Raw genomic sequence first — 13,236 nt, forward strand, 5'->3', positions numbered from 1 at the left:
GCGTATCGCTCACCGCCGCTTGTGCTTTATGAGAGCCGGCGCGAACCCATTTTTGCCTGCACCGGACGAACGGTCGTGATCAACGAGGAGCCGCCATGCCGACAGTCAACTTCATCGATGCTCAGGGCGCCACCCGGACGGTGGACTCGCCGGCCGGCAGCACCGTGATGGAGACCGCGGTCAAGCACGACGTGCCCGGCATCGTCGGTGAATGCGGTGGGGCGTGCGCGTGCGCCACCTGCCATGTCTACGTCGACGACGCCTGGGTCGAGGCCGTGGGCGAGCCGTCGGACATGGAGAAGGACATGCTCGACTTCGCCTTCGACGTCCGCGAGCACTCGCGCCTGTCCTGCCAGATCACCGTCAAGCCCGAGCTCGACGGTCTTATCATTCACACCCCCGTTCGCCAGGGGTGAGCCAGGCTGTCAGCGTGACAGCTCCCGCATCGCCTTGTCGAGGCCTTCGAGGGTCAGCGGGAACATGCGCTGGCCGAAGATGTCCCGGATCAGGGAGATCGACTGGGTATAGCTCCAGTGCTGCTCCGCCACCGGGTTGAGCCAGATGGCCTTCGGGAAGTGGTCAAGCATGCGCTTCAGCCACGCCTGCCCCGGCTCCTCGTTCCAGTGCTCCACCGAGCCGCCCGGCATGGCGACCTCGTAGGGGCTCATCGAGGCGTCGCCGACGAACACCACCCGGTAGTCCGACGGGAAGGTGCGGATCACGTCGAGCGTCGGCGTCACCTCCTGGAAACGGCGCCGGTTTTCCTTCCACACGCGCTCGTAGAGGCAATTGTGGAAATAATAGTGCTCGAAGTGCTTGAACTCGGTCCTGGCGGCGGAAAACAGCTCCTCCGCCTTCTCCACGTGCCAATCCATCGAGCCGCCGACGTCGAGGAACAGCAGCACCTTGATGGCATTGCGCCGCTCGGGCCGCAGTTGCACGTCGAGATAGCCCTTGTGGGCGGTCTCGTGGATGGTGCCGTCGAGGTCGAGCTCGTCGGCGGCGCCCGTGCGAGCGAACTTGCGCAGGCGGCGCAGCGCGACCTTGATGTTGCGGGTGCCGAGCTCGACGTTGTCGTCGAGATCCTTGAACTCGCGCTTGTCCCACACCTTGACGGCCGAGAAGTTGCGGTTCTTGTCCTGGCCGATGCGGATGCCCTCGGGATTGTAGCCGTAGGCGCCGTAGGGCGAGGTGCCGGCCGTGCCGATCCACTTGTTGCCGCCCTGGTGCCGGCCCTTCTGCTCCTTCATGCGCTCCTTGAGCGTTTCCCAGAGCTTGTCCCAGCCGAGCGCCTCGATCTCCTTCTTCTCGTCCTCGCTGAGGTAGCGCTCGGCCAGCTTGCGCAGCCATTCCTCCGGAATTTCCGCGGCCTCGACGGCCTCGCCCATGGTCTCCAGGCCCTTGAAGACGTGGCCGAAGACCTTGTCGAACTTGTCGAGGTTGCGCTCGTCCTTCACCAGGCAGGCGCGCGAGAGGTAGTAGAAATCCTCGACCTTCTTCTCCGCCAGGTCCTGCTCCAGCCCTTCGAGCAGGGTCAGGTATTCGCGCAGGCTGACCGGCACCTTGGCGCTGCGGAGCTCGGTGAAGAAGTTCAGGAACATGGCGTTCTCTTGCCTGTAGGTCGGGCGGTTCGCACCGTTTCGACGGTGAGGATAACAACTCCAGGCGCCGACCGGAAGCAGCCGGCGGCCCGGCGGGGCCGGGACAACGAAAAACGGCCGAGCACGAGGCTCGGCCGGAGGGGTTTCGAAAGCTGGAGAGCGCGGGTCGGCCGGGGCGCCTACTCGGCCGCCTGACGCCAGTGCCCACCGTAGGCGGCGAACTTGCGATGCTGCATGCCGGCGCGGATCAGCACGGAGAGCCGGCGCTTCTGGGCGTCGTCCAAGGTCTTGTAGAGCGGCTCGATGCCATCGGCGAGCTTGCGCACCGTCGCCGCGCTGTCGGTCATGCGCTCGGCGCCGCCACGCATGCGTTCGATCAGGTTCGGGCGCTCCTCGGGGTTGGCGCGGGCCTCGCGGCGCTGCTCACGCCACTGCGCGAAGCGCTCGGCGCGGGCCTTGGCCGCGTCGCGGATCGCCTGCTCGGTCTGCGGCCAGAGCTTCTCCTGCTCCGGCGTCAGCTTGAGGCCTGCCTTGATGCCGGCGATGCGAGCATCGACGAACGCGCTGCGGTCGGCTTCGGTCATCTGCGGCCGCGCCCGGCCTGCGGAACCGGCGTCCGGCCCCTGAGCGTTCTGTTGCTGCTGAGCCGATGCTGCGCCCGCGACGGCGAGAGCGGCGGTCATAGTCAAAGCTGCAAGGGTGCGTTTCATGATCCTTAAGTCCTCCTGTCGAGGTGAGAAAAGCATGTGGCCGGGCGCCCGGGGTTTCAAATTAAGGATGCGTAATGATGCGCCATGGTTAACGGCCGGTGACGATCCGCTGCGCCGGCGCGCGGCGGGTTCATCGGCGGGCGCCGTATTTTTGGCGGTCGACACACCGGCTTCGATCGCTTAACCCCGGCGCCACGGATCGGAGGTGAGGTATGCGGGAAAGCATCAAGGACAAGTTCGTCGTCTGCGGCATCGACGAGTTGCCCGATTTCCGTGGCAGGTCGGTGACGCACGTGCTTTCGATCCTCGATCCCGAGCGTGACGATCCCGATGCCTTTGCCGACTACGGGCAGCATCGGCGGCTGACCCTGCGTTTCCACGACATCATCGACCCTACCCCGGACATGGTGTTGCCGCAGCGCAAGGATGTGGAAGCGCTGCTCACCTTCGGCGAGAGCATCGATCTCGTGCCGGAGAAGTCCGACCATCTCCTGGTGCACTGCCATATGGGCGTCTCGCGCTCCACGGCGGCGATGACGACGCTGCTGCTGCAGGACCATCCGCAGGCGGACGAAGGCACCATTCTGGCCCGGATCCTGCGTGTTCGGCCGCAGATGTGGCCCAATTCCCGCATGATCGCCTTTGCCGACGAGCTCCTCGGCCGGGGCGGGCGGCTCAACGCGGCGCTGCGCCGCCTCTACGGGCACCAGGTCAAGGTGCGTCCCGAGCTCGCCGAGGCGATCCGCTCCTACGGCCGTGGCCGGGAGGTCGACTCCGCCATCCTCGATTGAGCGCCCGCGGCTCGCCCAGGCCATTGCCAATCAAGCACTTGCTTGACAATGGGCGTTGCGCCTAGTGTCGCCGCAACTGTGATACGAAATGGAAGCCGGTATGAAGTTTCATGGAACCGAGTCCTACGTCGCGACCGAGGACTTGAAGGTCGCCGTCAACGCGGCGATCGTTCTGGAGCGTCCGCTGCTCGTGAAGGGCGAGCCCGGAACGGGCAAGACCGTGCTGGCGGAGGAGATTTCCAAGGCGCTCGGCGCGCCGATGCTGACCTGGCACGTCAAGTCGACCACCAAGGCGCAGCAGGGCCTCTATGAGTATGACGCCGTCAGCCGTCTGCGCGACAGCCAACTCGGCGACAGCCGCGTCACGGACATCAAGAACTACATCAAGCAGGGCAAGCTCTGGGAAGCCTTCCAGAGCGACAAGCGCCCGGTGCTGCTGATCGACGAGATCGACAAGGCCGACATCGAGTTCCCGAACGACCTGCTGCTGGAGCTCGACCGCATGGAGTTCCATGTGTACGAGACCGGCGAGACGATCCGCGCCAACCTGCGCCCGATCGTCGTGATCACCTCCAACAACGAGAAAGAACTGCCGGACGCGTTTCTGCGCCGCTGTTTCTTCCACTACATCCGCTTCCCCGATGAAGAGACCATGAAGGCCATCATCGAGGTGCACTATCCCGGAATCCAGCGGCGGTTGGTCGAGGAGGCCCTGAAGCTGTTCTTCGAAGTGCGCGACGTGCCCGGCCTCAAGAAGAAGCCGTCGACGTCGGAGCTGCTCGACTGGCTCAAGCTGCTCATGGCGGAGGACATCGGGCCCGAGATCCTGCGCGAGCGCGACACGCGCAAGGTCATCCCGCCGCTGCACGGCGCGCTGCTCAAGAACGAGCAGGACGTGACCCTGTTCGAGAAGCTGGCGTTCATGGCCCGCCGCGAGCAGCGCTGAGCGCATCGCGGGGCCGAGCGCTACGCGCCTACCGGTCAAGTATCGCGCCGGCCCGGACGATCCGGGCCGGCGTCGTTTTATCGTGCCGATGCGTTCAGCGGCAGACGCGGACGCCCGCGCGCCAATAGCAGTGGGCGACCCGCCGCGGAGCGACGTAGACCCGCGGGGCGGGGCGGACATAGACGCGCGGCGCCGGACGATAATAGGGCCGGCCAGCAACGCATCCGCGCGGGCCGCAGGCGACCGCCGCCTCGGCCGTTGCCGGCGCAAACATGCCGCCCATGCCGCCCAGGGCAAGCGTCGCGATCAGGATGTACTTCTTCATGGTCGGAGTCTCCTTCTGTGCGGGGCCGCCCCCGGCCGGGAGGGTGGGCGCGCACCCAGTCGCTCGCCAAGCATTCCTGGCCGATTCCTGCGACACGGGCGCGACCAGAGCGGCTCGGGGTTAACAGACCGTTTCAAACATCATGCGCAGGGCGCAAGTGGGGCATCGGCCGTCTCGGGCGCGACGCCTGCCTCCCGGGCTGCCTTGCGCAGATCGACATCCTTCGCCAGCACCACGTAGCGGCCGGTCTCGCTGGTCCTGAGGTAGCTCGAGGTGACGACCGGGCCGGACCATGGCGTCGGCGCCTCGTTGCAGGCCTTGGCACCGATGTTCAGCGTCAGCGAGCCGCCACCCTGCTTGTTGCCGAGCATTTCGGTGCGGAACGCGGCGATCTTGGCTGCGTCCTGGGCCGAGAAGCGGAACGTGAAGAGGCGCTGCGCCGCGGTGACGTCGGCGACGTCTTCGGCCGCTTCGTCGTCGATCGGCAGCAGCGGCACCGAGCGCTCATGGCGGCTGCCGTCCTTGCCCGCCACGACGATCGTGAGCATGGGCTCGACCGGCCGAAGACCGCGCGGCAGCTTGATCGCCGCTCGCATCGCGGCAGGGTCGGTGGTGGCGAAATCGATCTTGTTGAGGGCCACCATGCTGCCCAGTGGCATGTGTCCGCAGCCGCCGAGGAGCAGAGCGCAGAGGATCATGAGCGGCGCCGCAGGGCGCCCCAGAGCAAAAAGCAAGGGAGGTTCCTTCACGAGATGGGTTGATAAATTCATGTTCTACGATAATTTATGGTCGTCAAGGGAGATTTTGATATGATCCGTCCCGCCGCCCGGTCCGACGCTCAGCCGTCTCTTTCCATCCGCCGCCTGGGCCGTGCCGTCGCAGCGCTCGCCGTCGGCGGCATCCTGCTCGGAGGGCTCGGCACGCTCATCGTCTGGTCGGACGCGGACTTGATCCGGCGCTTCGTCGTGCCGGAAGCGGGCCTCGTCGGCCAACCGGTTACGGTGAGCGACGCCGCTCGCTTCCGGGGCTTCCTGGTGGCCCTGCTGCCCTTTGGGCTGTTCGCCTACGCCATGCTCGAGGTGGCGCGGCTCTTCGGTGCCTTCGCCGACGGCGACGTGTTCGAGGAGCAGAATGCCGGCCGGTTGCGGCGGATCGGCCTGGCGGCGCTTGCTGCCGTGCTCGTCGGCCCGCTGACGCGCGCGGCGACCAGCGTGGTGCTGACGCTGGACAACCCGCCGGGGCAGAAGGCGCTGGCGCTCAATTTCGGCAGCGCCGATCTGTTCGCTCTCATCGTCGGCCTGGCGCTCGTCGCCTTCGCCCGGGTGTTCGGTGAGGCGGTGCGGCTGGCCCGCGAGAACGGCGAGTTCATCTGAGGCGCGTGATGGCTATCGTCGTCAATCTCGACGTCATGCTGGCGCGCCGCAAGATGCGCTCGAAGGAGCTCGCCCAGCGCATCGGCATCACCGAGCAGAACCTCTCCCTGTTGAAGTCGGGGAAGGTGAAAGGCATCCGCTTCGACACCCTGGCGCGGATTTGCGAGGTGCTCGGCTGCCAGCCGGGCGATCTGCTGGAGTTTCGCCCGGACGAGCCTGGGGCGCCGCCTTGAGCTACTCCGCCTTGCTCTCGAGCAGGTGGCCTGCGACCTCGGTGAAGGTCGGCGCCGGCAACGCCTCGAAGGGCATGGGGCGGCAGACGTCGATCGCGGCCAGGCCCACGCGTGCCGTCAGCATGCCGTTCAGCACGCCCTCGCCGAGCTTCGCCGAGACGCGGGCGGCCACGCCGAGGCCCATGACCTGCTGGATCAGGCTGTCGCCCGCCGCCATGCCGCCGGTGACCGCCAGATGGGTGAGGACGTTGCGCGCCAGCCGCAGGAAGCCGAGGAACCCGGGCCGGCCGCCGTAGATCGTGGCCAGTTGCCGGATCAGCCGGAACGACGAGTAGAGCACGAAGCCGACGTCGACGATGGCGCGCGGGCTGATCGTCGTCACCAGCGAGACCTGGCGCGCTGCCCGCGCCACCGCGCGCCGGGCCGACAGGTCGAGGGCCGTCATCAGCTCGCGCTCGGCGACCATGAGGCGGTCGCGCGGGTCGATGATGGCGTCGCCGAGCCCGTCGAGGGCGGCCCGCGCCCGCGCCGTGTCCGCACGGGCCGCGTAGAGCGTCGCCAGGTCGCGCACCACGGCGCGGGCCTTGTCGTCGCTCGCCTCGGCATAGGCGTCTATGGCGGCGCGGCGCAGCCGTTCGATGCGGCGCTCGCGCAGCACGCCGGCCGCCTCTCGCACCAGCAGCACGAGGAAGGCCAGGACGGCGAGCGCGGCCAGCGCCATGGCGATGTAGCCGAGCACCGGGGCCAGCGTCAGCAATTGCGTGATGAGGCTCTCGACCCAGAGCCCGAGGCCCAGCAGGGCAAGCCCGCCGATGGCGGACAGGAACAGGCCGCCCCACGAGGAGCGGCGGCGCGGCGCTTCCGGCTCGGCGGCCGGATCGACGATCTCCCCGTCCTCCGCCGCCACCACGACGGGCGCCGAGCCGGTCGGAGCCTTGCCGGCGGGGACGGCGAGGACGTCGGGGTCATCGAGCCGGAAGGCGCGCGGAGGCGTCGTCATGGGTCAGGCCAGCTTGTCGGCGAGGAGGAATTCAAGCGCCCGGTCGAGACGTATGTACGGCAGGCTATGATTGCGACCGGCCGCATCGCTCGACGACTTCGGCGGCCGGAAGCGCGGAAACCGAAGCGAGCCGGGTGCCACCGCCCCTTCGAACACGGCCTGCGGCCGGTCCGGCAGCTCGCCGGGGAAGATCGCCGCCTCCGTCTGGCCGTCGAACGTCTCGCCGCCGACGATCTCGCCGGCCTCGGGCGTCCCGGTGATTGCCGGCAGGCGTAGCGCGCCCTCGCGCACCATCGCCTCCTTGGTGGCTCGGACCGAGGCGAGCGCGACCGTCCCCACCTTGGCGCCGGCTCCCTCGCTCCGGCGGATGGCGCGCTCGACCAGCACGCGCAGGATCGCCTCGAGGCGGGCATGGCCCGACTGGTGCAGATGGTCGGCCTTGGTCGCGGCGAACAGCACCTTCTCGATGCGGGGCGCAAACAGCATCGACGTCAGCGAATTGCGACCGGCCCGAAAGGCGCCCAGGACGCGATCGAGCGCCGCTTCGAGCTCGGCCAGCGCGCCTGGCCCGTGATCCAGCGCGGCGAGCACATCGACCAGCACGATCTGGCGGTCGAGCCGGGCGAAATGCTCGCGAAAGAACGGCTGCACCACCCGCGACTTGTAGGCCTCGAAGCGGCGTTCCATGAGGCCGCCCAGGGTGCCCCGCTCGGGGGTCGCGCCGCGCAGGTCGAGCGGCGCGAAGGTGAGGGCAGGCGAGCCGGCGAGATCGCCGGGCATGAGAAAGCGACCGGGCGGGGTCGTCGCCACGGCTTCGGGCCCGGCACGCAGGGCGAGCAGGTAGGCCTTGAAGGCGTCGCTGGCCGTCGCTGCCTTGGCCTCGTTGGCCGGCCCGGCCGGGTCCATCTCGGCGAGCACCGCATGCCAAGGGCCTGCGAGACCGACCCGGTCGGGACGGCGGCTCGCGTTGACCGTATCGCGGGACCAGGAGGCATAGCTTTCATCGAGCAGGGCAAGGTCGGTCAGCCATTCGCCCGGGTAATCGACGATGTCGACGAAGAGCGTCGACGGCCCCTTGACCCAGCCGGCCGCCCGTTCGAAGTCGATGGCGACCCTGAGCTCGGCGATCTGTGTCGTCGAGCCGGGCCAGCGCCGTTCGGGGCCGGTCAACGCTTCCAGATGGTCTTCGAACGGAAGCCGCGGCACGTCGTCGTCGGGCTGGTGAGCCAGACGGGCGCGCCTGATCCGCCCCTCCGCGGCGGCGCGGAACACCGGCATCGGGGTGACCTCGAGCAGGTGGTGCACCATGGCCGTGGTAAACACCGTCTTGCCCGAGCGGGACAGCCCGGTGACGCCGAGCCGCACGGTGGGCTGCACCGTCCCCATGGCGAAATCGGCCAGGTTTCTAAGGGCGTCGAGCGTGTCGGAGAGGACGGGCGGGCTCACCGGGTCTGCATAGTTGGTCGCGTGAGGTTCGTCACCTGCGCCTACTCCTCGACGCCGCCGATCATCCGCGGCGTAATGAAACGGTCCAGGCGGCCGCCACGGTCGGTCACCGCATCCCAGCGCTCGACGGCAAAATCGATCACGGCGAGCGCCGCCGTCGGGAACTTCTGCAGCATGCGTGCGAAGGCGTAGCGGTCGCCGTGGCCGACGAGGCGGCCGGCGAGCTCTTCGAAGCCCGGATTGTGGCCGACGACGACAAGCGTGCGCACCGTGTCGGGCGTGGCGTGAATGACCGCCAGGATATCCTCGGGGCTCGCCTCGTAGATCCGCCCCTCGAAACGGACCGGCACATCCTCGCGGAAGGCCGCGGCTGCCAGATCCCAGGTTTGGCGCGTGCGGCGCGCGGTGGACACGACGGCGAGATCCGGCACGAGCTGCTCGGCGGCCATGTAGGAGCCCACCGCCGGCGCAGCCTCCTGGCCACGCCGGGCGAGCGGGCGTTCGTGATCAGCCACGCCGTCGGGCCAATCCGATTTTGCGTGGCGCAGGAGCATGAGCCGAAGCATGGAACGATCCTTAGTCGAGCTATATCACAGCCGCGCGTCATTTATGGTCACGGCCGCAGCGAATGCGGGGTGTTCGCGCACAATCGGCGAACGAAGTCCCGTTGTCCGTGTCCGTCGCCCGTCGAATGCGGTCTTGCCCAATCGCTTGTTCGACAGCATGAATGCCGGCTGCCGAGTATGGCACGAGCCGCCGGGGAGGAGACGGAACATGCGCAGCTATCGCCTCAAGGAATTCGAGCAGCCCCTCGAGACCGTCGACGAAGACACGCCGACGCCCGAGGGAACGCAAGTGCTGCTGCGCGTCAAGGCGGCGGGCGTCTGCCATAGTGATATCCACATCTGGGAGGGCAGCTACGACCTCGGTGGCGGCCGCAAGATGCCGATGCGAGGCATTCCGCTGCCCTTGACCATGGGCCACGAGACGGTGGGCGAGGTCGTCGCCGTGGGGCCGGAGGCCGACGGCGTCAAGGCCGGCGACGTGCGCGTCGTCTTTCCGTGGATCGGTTGCGGCAAATGCGCCCTGTGCCAGGCCGGCGACGAGCACCTGTGCAACCGCCCGCGCGCGCTCGGCGTCGTCTGCGACGGCGGCTATGCGGATCATATCGTGGTGCCGCATCCGCGCTACCTGTTGGATATCGACGGCGTCGATCCGGCGGTGGCCGCCCCCTACGCCTGCTCGGGCCTCACCACCTTCAGCGCGCTCAAGAAGCTCGAGCACGTCTTCAAGGACGAGCCGATCATGATCATCGGCGCCGGCGGTCTCGGCCTGATGGCGCTCACGCTGCTGAAGGCGCTGGGCGGCAAGGGCGCCGTTGTCGTGGACATCGACGCCAAGAAGCGCGAGGCGGCGCTTGCGGCCGGCGCCATCGCGGCGGTCGACGGCGCGGCACCCGACGCCGTGAAGCAGGCGACGACGGCGGCCGGCGGCGGGCTGCGCGGCGTGGTCGACCTCGTCGGCAACACCCAATCAAGCTCGGTCGGGTTCGACGCTCTCGGCAAGGGCGGCAAGCTGGTCATCGTCGGCCTGTTCGGCGGATCGGCCGCCTTTGCGCTGCCGATGTTCCCGATCAAGGCGGCCACGGTGCAGGGATCGTTCGTCGGCAGCCTGGCGGAGTTCCACGAGCTCATGGGGCTCGTGCGCGCCGGCGCCGTACCGGCGGTGCCGCTGATCCGGCGTCCGCTCGCCGAGGTGGCCCAGACCCTCGAGGATCTGCGCGGCGGCCGCATCGTCGGCCGCGCCGTGCTGACACCCTGAGCCGGCGGCCGGCTCGCGGGTTGCGATGCGCGGGCTGTGGGTGCAGGGATGCGCCTGACGACGATCGGTCCGAATCAGGGGCATCCTCGATGCGCGGCACAGCTTTCCTCGCCTGGCTCGTGACGGCGGCCGTGCTGGCCGCCGCGGCACCCGCACTGGCCCAGGCCGGCGATCCGCCGGCAGCGAAGCCGGCGCCGTCGCAGCCGTCGTCCGACGCCGACACCCGTGAGCTGATCGAGGCGGCCAAAGCGACGGCCAAGTCGGCGCGCACGACGGCGGAGAACATCGCCGTCATGCCCGACCTCCTGGTGCAGATCCTGACCAAGCTCGACAAGATCGAGGACAAGATTGCGCGCCTGGAGACGGCCGTGCAGGCGAAGCCGCCGGCCAAGCGCGACAGCCGCTGAGGCGGCCCGATCGCAGGCGTCGACTTGACGGCTGCGAGGTCCTGAACCAGAGAGCGCTTTCCTTGCGATCAGGTGGCCTCCACCTGCGCGAGGGCAGCGCTCCAGATTCAGGGAGGAGTTGGAGCATGTCTCTCCGACCGGACGCCCCGTCCGATCGGGACATCCTCTAGGCCGCAATGCTCTTCAACTCGTTCGCTTTCCTCCTCGTCTTCCTACCGGCGGCCCTGCTTTTGCACTGGCTGGTCGAGCGCGCGCGGCCGCAGCTGCGTCTGCCTCTGCTGCTGGCGCTGTCGGTGGTCTTCTACGGCTATTGGGACTGGCGCTTCGTGCCGCTGCTGGCGCTGTCCATCGTCGTCAACTGGCTGCTGGCGCAAGCGTTCGTCCGCGCCCGGCTGGGCTGGCTGATCACCCTCGCCATCGCCGTCAACCTGGCCGTGCTCGGCGTATTCAAGTACGCGGGCTTCTTCGCCGGCCTGCTGCCCGGCCTCGCGCTCACCGGCGTCGACGTCTTCGGCAGCGGCGCTGCGCTGCCGCTCGGCATCTCGTTCTTCACCTTCCACCACGTGATGTACCTGGTGGACCTCAAGGCCGGACGCGCGCCCAACTTCGGCCTCGTCAAGTACGGCCTCTACATCGCCTTCTTTCCGCAGGTCCTCGCCGGTCCGCTGGTGCGCTGGAGCGAGGTCATGCACCAGTTCGACCAGCGCCCCTACGCCCGCGCCGACGCGGCCGAGCGGTTCGCGCGCGGCCTGCTGCTGCTGGTGGCCGGCCTGATCAAGAAGGTCTTCATCGGCGATCCGCTGTCGGCCTATGTGAACCCGGTCTACGAGGCGGCGGCCAAGGGCACCGCCGTGTCCATGGCCGAGGCCTGGCAGGGCACGCTCGCCTTCGCCTTCCAGATCTATTTCGACTTCTCCGGCTATACCGACATGGCGCTCGGCATCGCGCTCATGTTCGGCATCGTGCTGCCGCAGAATTTCGAGGTGCCGTACCGGGCGCTGTCGCTGCAGGATTTCTGGCGGCGCTGGCACATGACCCTGTCGCGCTTCCTGCGCGACTACCTCTATATCCCGCTCGGTGGCAATCGCCACGGCCTGTCGCGCCAGGTGCTGGCGCTGTTCGCCACCATGGCGCTCGGCGGCCTGTGGCACGGCGCCGGCCTGACCTTCGTGGCGTGGGGCGCGGCACACGGGCTCGGGCTGTGCGCCGGCCTGCTCTGGCGCCGGACGGGCCGCACCATCCCGCCGCTCGTGGGCTGGGCCCTGACGTTCCTGTTCGTCCTGTTCACCTGGGTGCTGTTCCGGGCGCAGACGTTCGAGGCGGCGCTCAGGATCTACGAGGGCATGCTCGGCCTCACGTCGATCGGGCACGGCTTCAAATGGCGGACCATCCTGCTCGCCGCCCTGGTGGCGCTGATCGGCCCGACGGCCTGGGCGGCCGTGCATCGGGCGCCGCCTTCCCGCCTGCTGGCGGTCGTCGCGGCGGTCGTGTTCGTAGTGGTCCTGTTCAAGATCGGCGACGATGCGAACTACGAGTTCATCTACTTCCAGTTCTGACCCCGGCGCCCGATGGCGCGCGGTGTCGACGACGTTCGTCGTCACCGCGGCCGCGCTCCTGGTCGGCCTTCTGGCAACGGTCGTGGCCCTCGATCCCTACGACACCGGGCGCCTGGGGCTGATCCAGAAGCATGGCATCCCGGAGACCGGTCCGCGCATCGCCAACGCGAGCCGGGGCCGCGATCCCGCCTTCAACGCGGCGCTCATCGGCAATTCGCGCGTGCAGATGGTCGAGCCGTCGCGAATCGACGCTGCGACGGGGCTGAAGTTCGTGACGCTGATGGTGCCGGCGATCCGGCCCGAGGAGCAACTGGTGCTATTGCGGTGGTTCCTGCGCAACCATCCCCGTCCCGAGGCGCTGGTGATCGGCCTCGACGAATGGTGGTGCCTGCCGTCGATCAAGGCCGACAAGCCGTTTCCGTTCTGGCTCTATGCCGAAACGACCCTCGGCTATATCAGGGGCCTGCTGCGCTACGAGGCGCTGGAGCAGGTATCGCGGCGTCTCGCCTATCTCGCCGGATCGGCGGCTCGGGCGCGGCCCGACGGCTTCTGGGACTACGAGCAGGACTACCTGGCCATCGGCGCGACCGAGCCGGTGCTGCATCATCAGCGCCTGTCGGCGCCGCGGCCGACCGAATCGGACAATCCGGGCAACAGCTTCCCGGGCCTCGCCCAGCTTGCCGAGGTGCTGCGCCAGGTGCCGCCGGCCACGCCGATTCTGCTCACCTGGAGCCCTGTCCACGAGAGCTATCGGCCGGTGCCGGGCAGCCCGGCCGACGTGACCTGGCGCGCCTGCCGCGAATCGGCGCAGCGCCTGGCCCTCTCGCATCCCCGAGGCGCGGTGCTCGACTGGTCGGGCGACCGGCCCGAGAGCCGCGACGAGGCCAATTTCTTCGACCGCACGCATTACCGCCGGGCGCTCGGACAGCAGTTCGCCGACGCCATCGGCCAACGGCTGGCGGCGCTGATGCCAGCCAAGCCCTGAGTTTCCGGGAGGCTGCGCGGCGCCGGGCAGCCCACGACCGCG

General features: G+C 68.5%; 16 protein-coding genes. 9 read left to right on the forward strand and 7 right to left on the reverse strand.

Annotation, left to right across the window (positions count from 1 at the left end):
• Positions 1–95 precede the first annotated feature (95 nt).
• Positions 96–416 (forward strand): 2Fe-2S iron-sulfur cluster-binding protein, encoded by a 321-nt coding sequence (locus tag ACZ5PO_RS20875; protein WP_464183621.1) that lies wholly within the window; start codon positions 96–98, stop codon positions 414–416.
• A 9-nt stretch (positions 417–425) separates the two neighbouring features.
• On the opposite strand, the gene ACZ5PO_RS20880 is transcribed toward ACZ5PO_RS20875, so the two are convergent.
• Positions 426–1,601 (reverse strand): vWA domain-containing protein, encoded by a 1,176-nt coding sequence (locus tag ACZ5PO_RS20880; RefSeq protein WP_464183623.1) that lies wholly within the window; start codon positions 1,599–1,601, stop codon positions 426–428.
• Between the two features lie 179 nt (positions 1,602–1,780).
• Positions 1,781–2,476 (reverse strand): Spy/CpxP family protein refolding chaperone, encoded by a 696-nt coding sequence (locus ACZ5PO_RS20885; protein ID WP_464183624.1) that lies wholly within the window; start codon positions 2,474–2,476, stop codon positions 1,781–1,783.
• Positions 2,477–2,523: 47 nt separating this feature from the next.
• Here ACZ5PO_RS20885 and ACZ5PO_RS20890 point away from each other — a divergent pair, with 47 nt between their 5' ends.
• Both ACZ5PO_RS20890 and ACZ5PO_RS20895 read left to right on the forward strand, forming a co-directional pair.
• Positions 2,524–3,102 carry a tyrosine phosphatase family protein gene (locus tag ACZ5PO_RS20890; RefSeq protein WP_464183626.1) on the forward strand — a complete coding sequence of 193 codons (579 nt, stop codon included), beginning with the start codon at positions 2,524–2,526 and terminating at the stop codon, positions 3,100–3,102.
• Positions 3,103–3,202: 100 nt separating this feature from the next.
• Positions 3,203–4,048 (forward strand): AAA family ATPase, encoded by an 846-nt coding sequence (locus ACZ5PO_RS20895; RefSeq protein WP_464183627.1) that lies wholly within the window; start codon positions 3,203–3,205, stop codon positions 4,046–4,048.
• Between the two features lie 94 nt (positions 4,049–4,142).
• Here the strand turns inward: ACZ5PO_RS20895 and ACZ5PO_RS20900 are convergent, their stop codons facing one another.
• Positions 4,143–4,373 carry a hypothetical protein gene (locus ACZ5PO_RS20900; protein ID WP_464183628.1) on the reverse strand — a complete coding sequence of 77 codons (231 nt, stop codon included), beginning with the start codon at positions 4,371–4,373 and terminating at the stop codon, positions 4,143–4,145.
• A gap of 140 nt (positions 4,374–4,513) precedes the next feature.
• Positions 4,514–5,071 carry a hypothetical protein gene (locus ACZ5PO_RS20905; RefSeq protein WP_464183630.1) on the reverse strand — a complete coding sequence of 186 codons (558 nt, stop codon included), beginning with the start codon at positions 5,069–5,071 and terminating at the stop codon, positions 4,514–4,516.
• A 111-nt stretch (positions 5,072–5,182) separates the two neighbouring features.
• Here ACZ5PO_RS20905 and ACZ5PO_RS20910 point away from each other — a divergent pair, with 111 nt between their 5' ends.
• Both ACZ5PO_RS20910 and ACZ5PO_RS20915 read left to right on the forward strand, forming a co-directional pair.
• Entirely contained in the window at positions 5,183–5,746 is a 564-nt protein-coding gene (locus ACZ5PO_RS20910) for a DUF2975 domain-containing protein (RefSeq protein WP_464183632.1), read from the forward strand.
• A gap of 8 nt (positions 5,747–5,754) precedes the next feature.
• Complete coding sequence (locus ACZ5PO_RS20915) at positions 5,755–5,979, forward strand: helix-turn-helix domain-containing protein (protein ID WP_464183634.1); 225 nt, start codon at positions 5,755–5,757, stop codon at positions 5,977–5,979.
• 1 nt (position 5,980) lies between these two features.
• Here ACZ5PO_RS20915 and ACZ5PO_RS20920 read toward each other — a convergent pair whose 3' ends face one another.
• The 3 genes from ACZ5PO_RS20920 to ACZ5PO_RS20930 all read right to left on the reverse strand — a co-directional run bounded on the left by ACZ5PO_RS20920 (position 5,981) and on the right by ACZ5PO_RS20930 (position 8,991).
• Positions 5,981–6,979 (reverse strand): YcjF family protein, encoded by a 999-nt coding sequence (locus tag ACZ5PO_RS20920; RefSeq protein ID WP_464183637.1) that lies wholly within the window; start codon positions 6,977–6,979, stop codon positions 5,981–5,983.
• Between the two features lie 3 nt (positions 6,980–6,982).
• Positions 6,983–8,365 carry a YcjX family GTP-binding protein gene (locus ACZ5PO_RS20925; protein ID WP_464196960.1) on the reverse strand — a complete coding sequence of 461 codons (1,383 nt, stop codon included), beginning with the start codon at positions 8,363–8,365 and terminating at the stop codon, positions 6,983–6,985.
• 101 nt (positions 8,366–8,466) lie between these two features.
• Entirely contained in the window at positions 8,467–8,991 is a 525-nt protein-coding gene (locus ACZ5PO_RS20930; protein ID WP_464183639.1) for a SixA phosphatase family protein, read from the reverse strand.
• 208 nt (positions 8,992–9,199) lie between these two features.
• On the opposite strand from ACZ5PO_RS20930, the gene ACZ5PO_RS20935 reads away from it, so the two are divergent.
• The 4 genes from ACZ5PO_RS20935 (at position 9,200) to ACZ5PO_RS20950 (ending at position 13,194) form a co-directional block, all read left to right on the forward strand.
• Positions 9,200–10,246: an alcohol dehydrogenase gene (locus ACZ5PO_RS20935; protein ID WP_464183641.1), complete on the forward strand. Its 1,047-nt coding sequence runs from the start codon at positions 9,200–9,202 to the stop codon at positions 10,244–10,246.
• 89 nt (positions 10,247–10,335) lie between these two features.
• Entirely contained in the window at positions 10,336–10,653 is a 318-nt protein-coding gene (locus ACZ5PO_RS20940; protein WP_464183643.1) for a hypothetical protein, read from the forward strand.
• Positions 10,654–10,829: 176 nt separating this feature from the next.
• On the forward strand, positions 10,830–12,209 hold the full coding sequence (locus ACZ5PO_RS20945) for an MBOAT family O-acyltransferase (protein WP_464183644.1): 1,380 nt from the start codon (positions 10,830–10,832) through the stop codon (positions 12,207–12,209).
• Positions 12,210–12,231: 22 nt separating this feature from the next.
• The gene (locus tag ACZ5PO_RS20950; RefSeq protein ID WP_464183645.1) at positions 12,232–13,194 is read left to right on the forward strand and encodes a hypothetical protein; all 963 of its coding nucleotides are present in this window, start codon (positions 12,232–12,234) and stop codon (positions 13,192–13,194) included.
• Positions 13,195–13,236 lie beyond the last annotated feature (42 nt).

Source organism: Chelatococcus sp. KU-N122 (genome assembly GCF_055391085.1).

Bases quoted from the DNA above. Each gene is read 5' to 3' on its own strand.
- ACZ5PO_RS20875 (WP_464183621.1), top strand. From the start codon at position 96: ATGCCGACAGTCAACTTCATCGATGCTCAGGGCGCCACCCGGACGGTG.
- ACZ5PO_RS20880 (WP_464183623.1), bottom strand. From the start codon at position 1,601: ATGTTCCTGAACTTCTTCACCGAGCTCCGCAGCGCCAAGGTGCCGGTC.
- ACZ5PO_RS20890 (WP_464183626.1), top strand. From the start codon at position 2,524: ATGCGGGAAAGCATCAAGGACAAGTTCGTCGTCTGCGGCATCGACGAG.
- ACZ5PO_RS20895 (WP_464183627.1), top strand. From the start codon at position 3,203: ATGAAGTTTCATGGAACCGAGTCCTACGTCGCGACCGAGGACTTGAAG.
- ACZ5PO_RS20900 (WP_464183628.1), bottom strand. From the start codon at position 4,373: ATGAAGAAGTACATCCTGATCGCGACGCTTGCCCTGGGCGGCATGGGC.
- ACZ5PO_RS20905 (WP_464183630.1), bottom strand. From the start codon at position 5,071: ATGATCCTCTGCGCTCTGCTCCTCGGCGGCTGCGGACACATGCCACTG.
- ACZ5PO_RS20910 (WP_464183632.1), top strand. From the start codon at position 5,183: ATGATCCGTCCCGCCGCCCGGTCCGACGCTCAGCCGTCTCTTTCCATC.
- ACZ5PO_RS20915 (WP_464183634.1), top strand. From the start codon at position 5,755: ATGGCTATCGTCGTCAATCTCGACGTCATGCTGGCGCGCCGCAAGATG.
- ACZ5PO_RS20920 (WP_464183637.1), bottom strand. From the start codon at position 6,979: ATGACGACGCCTCCGCGCGCCTTCCGGCTCGATGACCCCGACGTCCTC.
- ACZ5PO_RS20925 (WP_464196960.1), bottom strand. From the start codon at position 8,365: ATGGGGACGGTGCAGCCCACCGTGCGGCTCGGCGTCACCGGGCTGTCC.
- ACZ5PO_RS20930 (WP_464183639.1), bottom strand. From the start codon at position 8,991: ATGCTTCGGCTCATGCTCCTGCGCCACGCAAAATCGGATTGGCCCGAC.
- ACZ5PO_RS20935 (WP_464183641.1), top strand. From the start codon at position 9,200: ATGCGCAGCTATCGCCTCAAGGAATTCGAGCAGCCCCTCGAGACCGTC.
- ACZ5PO_RS20940 (WP_464183643.1), top strand. From the start codon at position 10,336: ATGCGCGGCACAGCTTTCCTCGCCTGGCTCGTGACGGCGGCCGTGCTG.
- ACZ5PO_RS20945 (WP_464183644.1), top strand. From the start codon at position 10,830: ATGCTCTTCAACTCGTTCGCTTTCCTCCTCGTCTTCCTACCGGCGGCC.